This window comes from Holdemania massiliensis (assembly GCF_022440805.1).
Taxonomy (GTDB): domain Bacteria; phylum Bacillota_I; class Bacilli_A; order Erysipelotrichales; family Erysipelotrichaceae; genus Holdemania; species Holdemania massiliensis_A.
The window spans coordinates 2,787,960-2,800,494 of sequence record NZ_JAKNTK010000001.1; the positions used below are offsets into that span (position 1 = coordinate 2,787,960).

General features: G+C 48.2%; 17 protein-coding genes. All 17 read right to left on the minus strand.

Going from position 1 to position 12,535, the window contains the following annotated elements; translation table 11 throughout:
• The 17 genes from MCG46_RS12870 to MCG46_RS12950 all read right to left on the minus strand — a co-directional run bounded on the left by MCG46_RS12870 (position 1) and on the right by MCG46_RS12950 (position 12,534).
• Complete coding sequence (locus MCG46_RS12870) at positions 1–942, minus strand: XkdQ/YqbQ family protein (protein WP_240280365.1); 942 nt, start codon at positions 940–942, stop codon at positions 1–3.
• Complete coding sequence (locus MCG46_RS12875) at positions 939–1,703, minus strand: hypothetical protein (protein ID WP_240280366.1); 765 nt, start codon at positions 1,701–1,703, stop codon at positions 939–941. The genes MCG46_RS12870 and MCG46_RS12875 overlap by 4 nt, the downstream gene beginning before the upstream one ends.
• Complete coding sequence (locus tag MCG46_RS12880) at positions 1,703–3,163, minus strand: hypothetical protein (RefSeq protein ID WP_117892503.1); 1,461 nt, start codon at positions 3,161–3,163, stop codon at positions 1,703–1,705. The genes MCG46_RS12875 and MCG46_RS12880 overlap by 1 nt, the downstream gene beginning before the upstream one ends.
• The gene (locus MCG46_RS12885; protein ID WP_181981631.1) at positions 3,163–3,312 is read right to left on the minus strand and encodes a hypothetical protein; all 150 of its coding nucleotides are present in this window, start codon (positions 3,310–3,312) and stop codon (positions 3,163–3,165) included. The genes MCG46_RS12880 and MCG46_RS12885 overlap by 1 nt, the downstream gene beginning before the upstream one ends.
• Positions 3,313–3,329: 17 nt before the next feature.
• On the minus strand, positions 3,330–3,740 hold the full coding sequence (locus tag MCG46_RS12890; RefSeq protein ID WP_117892506.1) for a phage tail assembly chaperone: 411 nt from the start codon (positions 3,738–3,740) through the stop codon (positions 3,330–3,332).
• 28 nt (positions 3,741–3,768) lie between these two features.
• Positions 3,769–4,242, minus strand: a complete 474-nt coding sequence (locus MCG46_RS12895; RefSeq protein ID WP_117892509.1) for a phage tail tube protein — start codon at positions 4,240–4,242, stop codon at positions 3,769–3,771.
• Positions 4,242–5,516: a phage tail sheath subtilisin-like domain-containing protein gene (locus tag MCG46_RS12900; RefSeq protein WP_117892514.1), complete on the minus strand. Its 1,275-nt coding sequence runs from the start codon at positions 5,514–5,516 to the stop codon at positions 4,242–4,244. Before MCG46_RS12900 ends, MCG46_RS12895 begins: the two co-directional genes overlap by 1 nt.
• The gene (locus MCG46_RS12905) at positions 5,503–5,946 is read right to left on the minus strand and encodes a phage tail terminator family protein (protein WP_117892516.1); all 444 of its coding nucleotides are present in this window, start codon (positions 5,944–5,946) and stop codon (positions 5,503–5,505) included. The genes MCG46_RS12900 and MCG46_RS12905 overlap by 14 nt, the downstream gene beginning before the upstream one ends.
• Positions 5,936–6,415 (minus strand): HK97 gp10 family phage protein, encoded by a 480-nt coding sequence (locus MCG46_RS12910; protein WP_240280367.1) that lies wholly within the window; start codon positions 6,413–6,415, stop codon positions 5,936–5,938. Before MCG46_RS12910 ends, MCG46_RS12905 begins: the two co-directional genes overlap by 11 nt.
• Positions 6,412–6,765 carry a hypothetical protein gene (locus MCG46_RS12915; RefSeq protein WP_117892522.1) on the minus strand — a complete coding sequence of 118 codons (354 nt, stop codon included), beginning with the start codon at positions 6,763–6,765 and terminating at the stop codon, positions 6,412–6,414. Before MCG46_RS12915 ends, MCG46_RS12910 begins: the two co-directional genes overlap by 4 nt.
• The gene (locus tag MCG46_RS12920) at positions 6,759–7,133 is read right to left on the minus strand and encodes a hypothetical protein (protein ID WP_117892525.1); all 375 of its coding nucleotides are present in this window, start codon (positions 7,131–7,133) and stop codon (positions 6,759–6,761) included. The genes MCG46_RS12915 and MCG46_RS12920 overlap by 7 nt, the downstream gene beginning before the upstream one ends.
• The gene (locus MCG46_RS12925; RefSeq protein ID WP_181981632.1) at positions 7,114–7,476 is read right to left on the minus strand and encodes a hypothetical protein; all 363 of its coding nucleotides are present in this window, start codon (positions 7,474–7,476) and stop codon (positions 7,114–7,116) included. The genes MCG46_RS12920 and MCG46_RS12925 overlap by 20 nt, the downstream gene beginning before the upstream one ends.
• A gap of 12 nt (positions 7,477–7,488) precedes the next feature.
• Positions 7,489–8,394, minus strand: coding sequence for a capsid protein (locus tag MCG46_RS12930; RefSeq protein ID WP_117892528.1), 906 nt, complete (start codon positions 8,392–8,394; stop codon positions 7,489–7,491).
• 15 nt (positions 8,395–8,409) lie between these two features.
• A complete protein-coding gene (locus tag MCG46_RS12935) occupies positions 8,410–9,006 on the minus strand; it encodes a phage scaffolding protein (RefSeq protein WP_240280368.1) in 597 nt (198 codons plus the stop codon).
• 153 nt (positions 9,007–9,159) lie between these two features.
• Positions 9,160–9,390, minus strand: a complete 231-nt coding sequence (locus MCG46_RS12940; RefSeq protein ID WP_117892534.1) for a hypothetical protein — start codon at positions 9,388–9,390, stop codon at positions 9,160–9,162.
• A complete protein-coding gene (locus MCG46_RS12945; RefSeq protein ID WP_240280369.1) occupies positions 9,390–11,105 on the minus strand; it encodes a minor capsid protein in 1,716 nt (571 codons plus the stop codon). Before MCG46_RS12945 ends, MCG46_RS12940 begins: the two co-directional genes overlap by 1 nt.
• Positions 11,098–12,534 carry a phage portal protein gene (locus tag MCG46_RS12950; RefSeq protein WP_240280370.1) on the minus strand — a complete coding sequence of 479 codons (1,437 nt, stop codon included), beginning with the start codon at positions 12,532–12,534 and terminating at the stop codon, positions 11,098–11,100. The genes MCG46_RS12945 and MCG46_RS12950 overlap by 8 nt, the downstream gene beginning before the upstream one ends.
• Between the last annotated feature and the right edge of the window lies 1 nt (position 12,535).

Genomic DNA, 12,535 nt, shown 5'->3' on the forward strand with positions numbered 1-12,535 from the left:
TCACAAACTCCCATCTATGACCAGCGTCAGATCCATCGTGTGGATCCCGTTAGACCACTTGTGGACAGCTTTATCTACGATTGCCCACAGGTCTATTCCGCAGTCATTTAAGATCACACGGACACCGCTACCGCCCCTCACACGGACATCGCCTAAGGCAGACATGGTCAGGGTTACAGTCTCTCTGTTTTTAAGCTTAAGCAGCATGTTGGCCTTGTCGATCAGCTGGGCGTCAGTACCAGACGTCACTTTTTCAAAGTGCTGCAGCACGCCCCACTTGCCAATGTTGTTGCTGTCCCGCGCGATGTAAATATCCCGTTTGCCAGTCTTTTTGTTATCATAGGCCAGCTTGATCTGGTTATAGGTGTCCGAGTCAATGCTGACCTCGTACTCATACTTAAAGCCCAGCGACTGCTCGCCCACGATAAGCGGCAGCCGCATGTCCAGCAGGTCTGTTAAAGCCAAAGCCCCAAAGCGATCATACAGGCAATAATAGTAACCATTGGCCATCAGATTGTCCGAGATCGACTGATACGCCATGTCCAGATAGGTCTGGTTATCAAAAAGATAATCATCCAGCGGAATTACACTGTTGGCTAGGCCGGCCACCCGCAGCTGCAGGTTGGCCGCGATCACCTCAACAAATTGCGTCAAGCTCATTTGCTTGCGCATGACCGTGTCCTTAGCCTTGAGATACCGTAGCTGATCATAAGCGATCACCTGGATCCGTCTATCCTGCGTGCGTCGGTGCGCAAAAACCCGGCCGGCAAACATGTCAGCACCCGGGCTAAACGTTAAATATGATCCATTGGATGGAGCGAGATCGGGTAGGATCGTGAACTCCAGCTTGCTCGCTCCGTTTTTCCAACAACTGGTCAATGTGACATTACCAGCGATGTTTTCGATATCCTTTACCCCGCCGCTCTCTATAAGCAAGCTCATCCGATAAACACATCCAATCCCCAATTAACCTGATAGCGGTTCTTCTCTTCCTGACTTTCTTCTTTTTTATCTGGAAGATAAGTGTATTGGATCGGCTGATCTGTCCGTGATAGGTAATCACGGAGGGCAGAGTCATCGTAGTTGTAAGGGTCGTATGTGTACTGGATTGGTGAGTTGTTAGCAACGATATACGAGTCACCTACAATCTCGTTGGCCATTTTATCTCCTGGAGGGCCACAGATCACATGATCCAGGGCTGACCACTTATCCGCTGCGGTTTTCTCGTTGTAGCCGCTGCCTTGTACCTTTTTAGGCTTAAGCACAGGGATAATGCCTGGCCTCTGGATATATGGGATCCCGGTCTCTTTTGCCTTTGCTTCAACATATTCGACGAGTTTCAACCCAACTTCGTAACAGCCGTCCTGGACTTCTTTCTTTTCAAGTTTTTCAATATAGACTAAGACCGATACACCGTACTCTGTCCCGTTAGAGATGACCAGGCGTTGTTGAGTACCGTTTTTGATTTTATCCTCAAGATAGGCGATCACCTCAGCTGGAACTTTAAAGTTATCAATGCCTAAATCGTTGTTGGCTAAAAGCATAAAGTCAAAATTCCAACGTTTGAGGCTCGTGTCCTCCAGCTGCGGGACATTGCCTTGACCAATCACCGCGTACTCCTTGACCTTACGCTCCAGGCTGTCCGCGACGGTCTCTGGATTGATCGGCAGCTGCAGATCACCGATAAAAATTGAGTAGCTCATCAATATGCCCCCTCTGCCTCGTTGCTGATCATCGCTGTCAGCTCGTTGGCCAGCTGATCGGTGATGCCGTTGATATCTGCAGTCTGATTGACTTGACCGATCGTCACCTGCATCTGAGGCGCCAGGGTAGCGGTACTAAACTTCGCAACGTAGTCCCGGTTGGCAAGATCCATCAGATATTTAAGGTTATCCTCCTCAATCTGTACATCACCAGACACGGAGATCGGTTCATCGTTGGTAACGTTGACGTCCAAAGCTTTAGATGCCGCGAGATCCTTATTGAGCTGGTCATAGTTAAGATCTTCGGCAAGCGCATTTTTTGCACCATTAGCTTGAGATGTAAAGTAGCCTAAGAGCGCCGCTCCACCAGCCAGCAGTCCTATAAAAAGCCCCAAAGGACTAAATAGCAGAGTCGCGTTTAAACCCATGACTGCTTTTTGTGCAACGCCTGCCATTGCGGCAAAATAGGCCTCTTGAATCGCGGCTAAGCCAGTGGCAATCTTTAGCGCTACAAAAGCACTGGTCGCGAAAATAAGTACTGGAACTAAGACCTCAGCATTATCCACAACAAAGGCTAAAGCGTTCCCTACAAAGGTTGCCCCTGCTGCGAATAAATCAAAGAAAGGCTGAAACTTACCAGCGTCCAGCATTTCCTGCAGACGGCCGATGATGTTTAATACTGGCTGCATCGAGGTCGTCATGTTTTCACCAAAAGCGTCTTTTAAATTGGAAGAAAACATATTGAGCTGCACCATCAGGTTGCCTGTATTTTTATCGACGACGGACTGCGTCGCGCCGAACTTGGCCATCTGCTGATCAATGTAATCCAACCCGCCAGAGATGTCTCCGGTATCAAAATAATTACGCAGCGTCTCGCCAGAAAGGCGGATACCGAAGCGATTGCGCATCGACATGGTGTCACCCTCCAACGCCTCTTTTAACGCAAAGACCGCGCCCTCGGAGCCTTGTGTTGGATCCTTGGCATACAGCCGCTCTGTCATTTTAAAGAGCCGCGTCATGTCATCCAGATCGCGGGATACCGTGTTAAATGCGGTAAAGCCCTTGGCTAGATCAGTACGACCTAACGCGCTGCTCTTGGCATAATCGCCGATATACTGATAGATCCCGGCTCCCAGCTGATCATTGCCAACCAGTGCCTGGATCGTGTTGCTTTGCGCCTGCTGCGTTGCTGCGCCTTGGATCCCGGACCACATCAGATCAAAGGCTTTTTTGACGGCGTAACCGATGGACACAAAGCCCATCATCTTTTTACTGATCTTGTCCAGAGGGTTAATGACTTTGGACTCCATCTGTTGCGCATTATCGCCCACACCTTTGATCGCGTCTTTCATTTGCTCGGTGGCCTGATCAGCCCTTTGCGTATTTTTAACGATCTCCATCAGAGCTTTTGAGTATTTGTCATCCAGAATAAATGTTGCCGATAATGGGACTGCTGCCATCAGTCATGCCTCCTTTCTGCGATCTTTTTGTTTTCTTCCGCAGCCACAGAAAGGGAAGCGTAAATAAACGCTTTCTCCTCTTGCGGCATCGCCGCCAGCTGCCCAGGCGTAATCTTAAGATTTTGCAGGACGACGTGGGCGAGCGCCATCTCGCCGCCCTGCCTGATCAGTTTTTTGCTTCTTCGATTTTCGCATTCAGGTCATCATAAATTCCGGCAAGCTCAAAAACTGCATTCCGCAGCTGCGTGTACTCGCCGATCAGCAACATGCGCATTAGCAGCTCACGTTCTCCCAGCACGCCGTAGGCTTTCTGCAGCTCAGCATTTTTCAGATCCGGAAACACGACGGCAGCAGCGATCATGTCCGCTTGGTATCCAGAGTTATCAAAGTCCTGGGATCCGTCCTTTTTAGACTTTATATTTCGTTTCATCATTTCCTGAGCTTCATCAGTTAGAATGGGTCTAATCTCAAAGGGTACAGGCTCGCCATCCTCGCCCAGAAATCGGTCAGAGATAACAACCTCTTTGTTTCGTACCTGCTTGGGTTGTAAAAATGCAGCTAAGCTTTTACTTGTCATAGTGCCTCCTTAACGTGACAAAGCCGGCCTAATAAGAGACCGGCTTTTTAAATTTATCCAAAATATCGTAGTCGCCAAAGATCAGATCGCTGTCCTGCGGGGCTGTCTCACTGGCCGCTTCCTCAATCGCAAGCAGCGGGATCTTTTTGAGGATACAGTGATACAGTACAACCTCTAGCCGGCCAACCTCCGAGGCTGGATCGTCATGATAGCCCTGGATCGTGATTGATGGAAAGACACCGGTCTTTTTGTATTCTGCCAGTAGGTCGATAAAATCACTGGTCATGTGATAAAAAGACATGCTGCCAGATCCTTTAAGCCCAATCGCTCGACCTTGTTCCATCCGACTGCCAAGTAGCTGCTTTTCCCATGTCTTTACTTCTACGGTGGCCGAAAGCTTGGATAGTTCAAACAGCTTGCGATTTTGCCCATTGATCGTAATGTATCCCGCACCCTCGGTGCACATTGGGATGTTTTCAATGCGTGTTTTTACGTTTGCCATTACTGCACCTCCACATCAATATAGATCTTGTCTACGGTATCCGTTGGCTTGACTGCCAGCTGGATATGCACGGAGTCTTTATCCGTCAGGGCCTCGACCTGGATATCCTCTGCGGCGTCAAAGTCTTCGATCGCACCGCTGGCCTGCAGCCCGTTAAGATACTCTGCCAATGTGCCTTTAAGTAGATTGCGGCCGTCCTTGTTGTTTTGTACCTGCCCAATGTAATTGGTCTCATAGATGCTGATCACGTCGCTGTGGATCGCATCGATGACTCGGATCACTTTGTTTTTGCGGTAGTCCTTAGGTTTTTGATTGTATGTCAACAAGGTATTGATATCGTACTCAATGACAATACCTTTACGCCGCACGCTAAAGACCAGCTGACCATCCAGGATTGCCTGCTTAATCTGATCATCCGTCAGCCGCGGGCTGCAGTCTACCGCACCGTCTACTGCCGCAAAGGTCAGCGATTGCGTACTGCCAGCGGCTGCACTAGCACCAGCGACATAAGCACAGGCGTCCTGCGCGGTCACGACAGTGCCATCATCCAAGACAAAACCATTTTTTACGCTGATCACTGCCTCGTTATCCGACCGCATGTTTTCAAGCACCGCTTGCATCAAGTGGGACTCCGCGCGCTCAGCTTTTACAAAATCGACAATCTTATTTTTGATTGACTGATCGGTGCTCGTGCAGGTAATGATGTTGAAATCTTTGATCTTAGCTGCAGCTAAAAAAGAATCATAGTCATCAGCAGCAGCTGGAGTATCGGTAGCTCCCGACAAACGAACTGTCTTGTCCACCAGCGTGCCCGATCCCATAATCGTGATAAACTCATTGGCCACAAAATCTGCTGCAGTATTAACGACCTGGACATCCATCTCCTGCGTGTCCAGGTAGGTGCTGATCTGATATCCAGTCTCTAATGCCTTAACCTGGACGCTGATATCATTGCCCCGAGTGCCCTCGTAAAGAGCGGTTGCTGTAATCCCAGCAGCCAATTCACCGGTGGCTTTGGTACCGCCGCTAAGCCGGTACACAAGCGCGGTCTGAGCGTTTTTAAGGATCAGCTTAACTGGCAGCATGGCACTGTCATTAAGCTGATAGCCTAGCTTATACAATGGGCTCTGATCCTGTTGGATCTCTGTAAACCCCAGAGCGCCCCAGTTTAAGGCAAGTGGGATTGCAACGGCACCGAGATTATCCCTAGTCAATGCCGTCAGCTCAGCATTGATGTTAACGTAGACCCCCGGCCGGGTTTTATTCGTGTTCATCTTCTTTCACTCCTTCCTCGAGCGATAAATCTTGCATAGCCGGATCATCGAGATCCAGCGCCTGCCGGATATCCAGCATAAACTGGATGTGCAGGACTTTCTGTTCACGATCATAGCTGATCGTTTTATTTTTAATCCACAGCTGCTTATCGTTAAGAATCAGCTGCCTAAACGGTAGCCCAAAGGTGTCCTGAACCTGGTAGATATCATCCATAAAGTTAGGCTTGCGGTCATCAGGCAGGTAGTCGACCACAAAAGGGATGCCGCGTCTGTAAAAATCTTTTAGACTGGATACCTCGTCGATCTGCAGCGTGGTAATAAAAAAGCAAGGCAGTTTGATGTCTTGCAGTACGGGTCCATCATAAATTTTGACGTCATGATAAAGAGATTTTATCCAAGACGCGATTGCTTGTATCAGATCATAAACCATGTTTTGCTTTGACCCTCCTCAGCTCTGCATCATAAATCCAGGGCAGTGCTCTCTCCGCAGTTTTTACTGCTGATTCCAAAAAGAACTGGCCGGGGACCCATCCTATGTTAATCCGCTCCCCATCTACTACCTTTGTAATGTGATGTCCATTATTAACATAGATAGCATAATCCACATTGTTGGTCAGATACTTTTGCACCTGATCCTTACGGACATAAGTACGGCTTAAATGCCATCCACGCCGCAGAGTGCCGCCCTGGCGAGTTACTGAGGTTGTAAAATGGACGTGTTCCCCTTTAGAGGTAGTAAAATCAACCTCTTTGTCATAACTACCTACTGGCGTATTTTGCACGGCGGATCGCTGCATAACATCCATAGCCTTGTTGACTACCTTTATCTGAGACTCTTTCAGATCTACGTCCAGCTTTTTGAGCGTTGCGAGAAACTCTGCAAAAATGTTATCGCTCATACATCCGCCACCTCCTGGCAGGTCACCTCCAAGTGGCTTCCGTATCGGATCGCTTTGCCCGCAGTCAATACATAAGTCAGCCCCTGCTTGGTCACGATCAGCCGATCACCCTGCTTAATCTCAACCTCTGGCCGCAAAAAAACTTGGAAAACATTGACCACTTGATATCGACCAACTCCATCCGGCACAGACATTGTCTTAACTGATAAGTGACAGCACACTCTAGTTTTGACATTGATGTATTGCTCATTGCGATCCAAAGCTCCAGCTGCAGATGGCTGGACCCGCTGAATGGTGCAGCTATCCTCTCGCCGGCTATCCAGCAGATCTGCCATTGATGCGGCTACCACGGAAACAGCCTCCGATACTGATTAAGCTCATTGCTGTAGCTATTGATAATCGACTGCAGCGTGACGGTCTCCGATCCGCTCTCGTATTGTATCGTTGTATCACCCTCGCTGATCGACTTGATCCGTTGATTAAGTCCATCTGCGGCCTTGCTGGCATTGTGCAGCTGCAGCGCTGCCTCTATCCAGACCTCTTCCAGCTCATCTGGCACAAGCGCCTGGATTGGGATCCGACAATAATTGAGGATGGAGGATCGGATCCGCGTAACCGCTGAGGTCAGATCCTCCTGCATTAACTCTGGATTGCGCAAGACAAGCTGATCCACGATATCTAAGACTTGTTTTTCCGCCTCAATCCGCAGCTTCGGCATTCTTCTTTTCCTTGCTTTTCAGCTTACCGATTTCTGTTTTCAGCCCGTGGCTCGTCTTCTCTGCTTCCTGCAATTTCTCCTGCAAGTTGGTTACTTCCTCACTTCGATCTGGCTTGATCTGCGCTTTTAAAGCGTTGATTTCTGCCTCGTGATCAGCTTCGATCTGCGCTTTCAGCGCATTGATCTCAGCCAAATGCTCGGCATAGCTAATCGTCTTGCCGCCAGTTGCCGGCTCTACGATACGCCCTTTATCGTCGATGACATCGTAGCCGTCATTGAGATAAGTTGTTTTGTCGCGATCGTCAATCAACAGTTCACGATTGCGTCTTTTAATCCGTAACATAGCAATACCCCCTTACGCTGCGTCTGGCTCTTGGACAAAGGCAATGGCACCCATCTTGTAGTCCAGCGCAAACATGTCCTCAAAGGACTCCTCAAAATAAAGCTGCTTGCCCTTAGTCTTTGCGGACGGCTCATCCAGCGCCGCAAAGGTGTAGTTGACACACGGCAGCACGGCCGTTGGATGGATCAGCAGCATGTGCAGCTGACGCGCCGATGCACCGACCTTCCAACCTTTGGTGAAATCATAAACCGTCTTCATGAGTTCCGACGGTACTGCCGGCTCAATCATGACCTCGTCAATGCGGCTGACATTACGATTGACTGATTTTTCTCCGCCTTCGACGCTGATAATTCGCTGGATATCCTTGGCCTGTTTTAACAGCGTCTTGACGTGCGGAGTAACGTACAGAATGCGTCCCTGCTGCGGTACGCGGGCCTCGTCCATCGCCTCCATCAACTTGTCAAACTCCGTTAAAATGTTATCAACCGTCAGATCCACTTTGACGACCTTGTCAGCATTGCTGACGATGTAATCAGAGTACAGCGCGGAGATCGTGTAGGCGTCCATCTCTGGGAATTTCTGTTCTTGGTTGTACACCTTAGTGGCGTTTTGAATGGCCATGACACCACCGGTCTGCTGGACGTCCATCGGATGGATCAGCGTCTCCCAAGTACGATGATTGCGCAGCTGCTTTGTGATCCACTCGTTGTCATGGTTGCGAGTAAATCCGCCGATCGTGTCGCGATCACCGTCGACTCGGCCGCTTGTCGTGATGTGCGGAATCTTGATAGTATCCGCATCAACTACCTTGTAGATATCTTTGTTCGGGCTGTTCCAGAGTGCTCCGAAATGAAGCACATACGGGAATGCTTGAAGTAATGCTTTAGAATACAGTTCTGCATAGTTTACTACTGCCATAATTTTGAATACCTCCTACTGTTTTGGCATGTCTTTTAATGTGGTAAAACCAAAGTTAAACTCGGATCCTTTAGGAGCTCCACCCGCAGGCGGCGTAAAACCTCCGGCAGCTGGATCTGCACCTGCCGGTGCCTCAACGTCAAACAAGTACGCGTCAGACTTTTTCAGCGCTTCCAACTGATCGTCCAACCCGAGCACCTTGTCACCGTCCAGCTTGATCTTGGACTCATCCAGCAGGGCTCTTGCAGCTTTTGGATTTTTAGCTTTTGCCCGCATAAGCGCAATCTCAACAGCGCTGTCCGTGCGGATCTTAGCGGTATCCTGGGTATACTTGGTTTCCCAGTTAGCAGCTGCGGTCCTGAGTGTCTCGACATCGACACCATCCCACTTTTTAATCTCTCCCTGCAGGTTTTTGATCGTCGTATTGGCGGTGGCCAACTCTGTTTCTTTAGCTTTAAATTTGTCGGATGACACATAGCTGCCATCACCGATATTGCCGATTTTGATCTGCTTTTCCTTGTTTTCGGCTTTGCCATTGTGTTCCTGGATTGCGCTGGCCAGTTGGTCAAAGGTCAGTGCACTGTCGCCAAATAATGCTTTCAAAAAATCCATATACCCTCCTTGCGAGCGATTTAATTTATATATCCGCAGCCACTCTGCGGTTGTCGCTTGGCGTGCATTTATATCCCGACACGCTGGGGATAGCAAGCCGTTTAGTGCCATGCTTAGGGCATAATAAAAGGCCGCATTTTCTGCGACCTAATATTAATATTTTGTATGTAGTCCTGGTTTTGCTTCGTTTGCAATTTTCTCGTCAAGAACGGCTTTGCACCAGCTTGGTGCTCCCTCAACAAGTTCGTTAATGTAGCGCCCGTCATTTTCCTTAAGCCAATGCCTTAACTCTGAGAATTTGCAAAATTCAAACAAAGGATGATCTTCATTGAATTCCATTTCAAATAATTCCTCATCTGTGTAATCTTCAATTTTCTTCTTCATTAAATCACTCCTGTTAGAATTTTCAAAACTTCCTTTGTGAATTCAAAACCATGACCAGAAAGCTCCAGCCCTACACACTCTGCTAGCATTTCACTTGGACTGTCTTTACTATAATCTGAAATCAAAGAGTAAAGAGTTTTCCATTTATCAGTATCAGAATAACACTGCATACTAGCAAGTTCAAGTACATTGGTGGCTGCTTGACTACTATTCCACAACCATTCCATTACTTTTGTATCTGTTGTCATGCTCCTGATATATTCACCTTCCAGAACATGCCCTATTTCATGATAAACAATCGACTCTACTGTAGTTGATGGATGGTAAAACGCTTTTTTTACCTGGTAATTTAGAGTCCTCTGCAACCTCCTGGGATCCGCAAACAAATTTGGATTCAAGCTAAACGTATAGCTAGAAAGATCAGCCGAAGGCGAAGCTGCCATAAATCCATTGGTAGACTGTTTTATTTCAGTAATTTTTCCGTTGAGTTGAGGATAGCTTTGAAAAATTGAATCTAAGGCATTAACAACCTTTTCTGTGGAATTAAAATCTAATCCTGAGAAATCTACATTATTAATTCCGAGATTATTCTTTGCGTAATTTTCTAAGTCAACAGTAGATTTAAAGTTCTGTGTTGATTTCTTTGAATTTTGCAAATTTCCTGTTACGCCCTTTACTTTGCTGTGCAATCCACCGTATTTTTCTTTCCAATCCTTGTACTTCATGCTAGCAGGCACCTTCTCAATCTTGCCCGTCGTTTTGCTTCTGGCCGCCCGTGTCCCCGTCTCCTCCAAGCCCTCGGTCACCGGCGCAGTCGTCGTGCGACACCATGGATGGAAGGGTGGGCAGTTCTCGCCTTTTTGCGCTTTATCGACATCAAACTGCTTGCCATCCATCTCCTGGCAGATCTTGCTGGTCTTGCTGTCAAGCGTGGCCACGATCTCATACTGTTTTACTCCATCGGCTTTATAAGCCCTCATCTGGGCATCGGTATGGACAGCTGCACTCTCAGTGTAAAGCAGCCGATATGCCTCGTACCTTCCAACATTAAACTCTTTGGCAAACTCCTTTGACAGCTCATAAGGATTACGCCCCGTAGCCATAGCATCTGTTAAAGTCTGCCTTACCCGGTAGTTAAGATTCTGCTGGTTGCGCCAGATCGACTGGCTAAAGGTAGCGCCGGCAACCGGTTGGCTGATGATCTCGCGGATTAGGTTCTCGTCGAGCCCGACGAAGTCCTCGTGAAATCCTCGATACTGATCGATGTCAAACAGAGTCTTGTAAAAACTGTCCTCGCAGACCTTGCCAGCGGTATCCTGGATCATTTTCTCGGTCTTGCCTGTGAGGTTTTCCATGATTGCTTTCAGATTCGTTTCCAGAGCCTGATAGCGCGTGATTCTGGACTTGGTGGATAAATTCTCCAGCTCAAGATTAAACGTTCCTATCGAGCTCTTAGCGAGCCGTTCAAAGGTTTTAAGATCACCTTTAAACTCCTTTAACTCTTCAAAGTTCAGTAACTTCTGCGCTTCCGCGTAGCTGATCTTGTTATCCTTGGCATAGCGTGCCCAGAAGTCCCGGATCACGACCTGCGTGTCCTTAAGCGCGTCGTCAAAAAAGTGTGTCAGATCCTCTTGCTGCGCCTCGACGGTGCGCTCCGCGGTTTTAAAGCGATCCTCCGATCGTTTCTTCCAATAATCAGCGCTGCTGTTACTCATCTACCGGATCCTCCAGATCACCGTCGAATTGCGGCAGCTTCATCATTTCTTCCCGGCGTTGTTTTTCTTCCTTTTCTATCCGTTCGCGCTCACCCTGCCAGTTGTCCACCAGCGGATGCTCCTTGGTTTTGGTCTCGTCCGACATGATGGAACTTGGAGTCTGTGTGATCATTTGCACGATTTCCAGATAGTTTTTAGGCTTGTTGCGTGTCCAAGTCTGATCGATCTTTGCTGGTGCGCCTAATCCCGTATGCTTGGTGATCACTCTGATCAGCTCGTCAATCTGGGGTCTAAACTCGGTCTCCATCATGCCGGCTTTGAGCTCAAGCAGCTGATAGAGATAATCCAGGTAAGCACCGGACGCGTTGCCGATCTTATCCGGATTGGGATCCACCGCCATGGCCGCGATGTAAAGCTGTACTTTGAGCAGCTCAATAAACTTACTGCGGGCTTCGTGTGGGATGTCACCGTGAACGACATCCAGGCCGCCATTTTCGTCAACACCGAGCCACTTGGATGCTTTGAGCATCTGCAGAGGATCCAGCGGTACCTGCTTAGGATTGCCCTCGTTATCAAAAACAGTTTGCTCGCGTGCTCCCTGATAGTTCTTAATGACATAAATGATCTCCTGAATATCATCTATGTCATTGGCAAAGCCAGAAAACACTTTGTCATAGACATCGATCAGATCCTGATACATTTCTAGGTCACTGGTAGCGTCGGCGTTGTTGCGGAATTCAATGAATGGTATCTGACCAAACCGATTAGGCAATACCTTGGGACCAGTAAAGCCTGATTGCTCCGGGTGCTGCTCTGGCTTGACGTCTTTGAGCAGCTCTGACGTTTTGCGTAAAAAATAGCTGCACTCTTTGTCATCCCAGATTTCATATCGCTCATAAGTTTCGCCTGCATCATCGGTCATCGCATAAGTCCGGATCAGATATTTCAGCGGCAGCTTAATGTTGTTGACATCGTAAACAGGCAGGATCTGCTCTGGACTAACCCAGTGATACTGCAGTTTTTGCTGCTCATCGACATAGTAATGCAGCCATGCCCGCCCCCAGTTGGAGGCATCCAGACCTAGCTTTTTTAATACACGACCAAAGTTGCTGCCCAGAGTTTGTGCAAGCTGATCATTAGCTTGTGGGCTGCCAATATCCAGCTGTGGCGGATATGTAAACAGATAACCGATCTTTTGATCAACAAAGACTTTGTGATAGCCGGTCGGGATCCTGTTATCAGCAGACTTAAGAGGGTTTTTACCAAGATCACATAAAAAGCGATTGATCTCGTCAATCGCAGCCGCACCTGTCTGTTTAATTTTTGATCGGTTGTGGTAATACTCCTCGCCACTCTTTGCGGCGGCTAGCTGCTGATCGCGATCTCTAAACGCCGCGTTAAGCAGTTTTTGCGCCTTTTGTAAATCCATG

Bases quoted from the DNA above. Each gene is read 5' to 3' on its own strand.
- MCG46_RS12870 (WP_240280365.1), bottom strand. From the start codon at position 942: ATGAGCTTGCTTATAGAGAGCGGCGGGGTAAAGGATATCGAAAACATC.
- MCG46_RS12875 (WP_240280366.1), bottom strand. From the start codon at position 1,703: ATGAGCTACTCAATTTTTATCGGTGATCTGCAGCTGCCGATCAATCCA.
- MCG46_RS12880 (WP_117892503.1), bottom strand. From the start codon at position 3,163: ATGGCAGCAGTCCCATTATCGGCAACATTTATTCTGGATGACAAATAC.
- MCG46_RS12885 (WP_181981631.1), bottom strand. From the start codon at position 3,312: ATGGCGCTCGCCCACGTCGTCCTGCAAAATCTTAAGATTACGCCTGGG.
- MCG46_RS12890 (WP_117892506.1), bottom strand. From the start codon at position 3,740: ATGACAAGTAAAAGCTTAGCTGCATTTTTACAACCCAAGCAGGTACGA.
- MCG46_RS12895 (WP_117892509.1), bottom strand. From the start codon at position 4,242: ATGGCAAACGTAAAAACACGCATTGAAAACATCCCAATGTGCACCGAG.
- MCG46_RS12900 (WP_117892514.1), bottom strand. From the start codon at position 5,516: ATGAACACGAATAAAACCCGGCCGGGGGTCTACGTTAACATCAATGCT.
- MCG46_RS12905 (WP_117892516.1), bottom strand. From the start codon at position 5,946: ATGGTTTATGATCTGATACAAGCAATCGCGTCTTGGATAAAATCTCTT.
- MCG46_RS12910 (WP_240280367.1), bottom strand. From the start codon at position 6,415: ATGAGCGATAACATTTTTGCAGAGTTTCTCGCAACGCTCAAAAAGCTG.
- MCG46_RS12920 (WP_117892525.1), bottom strand. From the start codon at position 7,133: ATGCCGAAGCTGCGGATTGAGGCGGAAAAACAAGTCTTAGATATCGTG.
- MCG46_RS12925 (WP_181981632.1), bottom strand. From the start codon at position 7,476: ATGTTACGGATTAAAAGACGCAATCGTGAACTGTTGATTGACGATCGC.
- MCG46_RS12930 (WP_117892528.1), bottom strand. From the start codon at position 8,394: ATGGCAGTAGTAAACTATGCAGAACTGTATTCTAAAGCATTACTTCAA.
- MCG46_RS12935 (WP_240280368.1), bottom strand. From the start codon at position 9,006: ATGGATTTTTTGAAAGCATTATTTGGCGACAGTGCACTGACCTTTGAC.
- MCG46_RS12940 (WP_117892534.1), bottom strand. From the start codon at position 9,390: ATGAAGAAGAAAATTGAAGATTACACAGATGAGGAATTATTTGAAATG.
- MCG46_RS12945 (WP_240280369.1), bottom strand. From the start codon at position 11,105: ATGAGTAACAGCAGCGCTGATTATTGGAAGAAACGATCGGAGGATCGC.
- MCG46_RS12950 (WP_240280370.1), bottom strand. From the start codon at position 12,534: ATGGATTTACAAAAGGCGCAAAAACTGCTTAACGCGGCGTTTAGAGAT.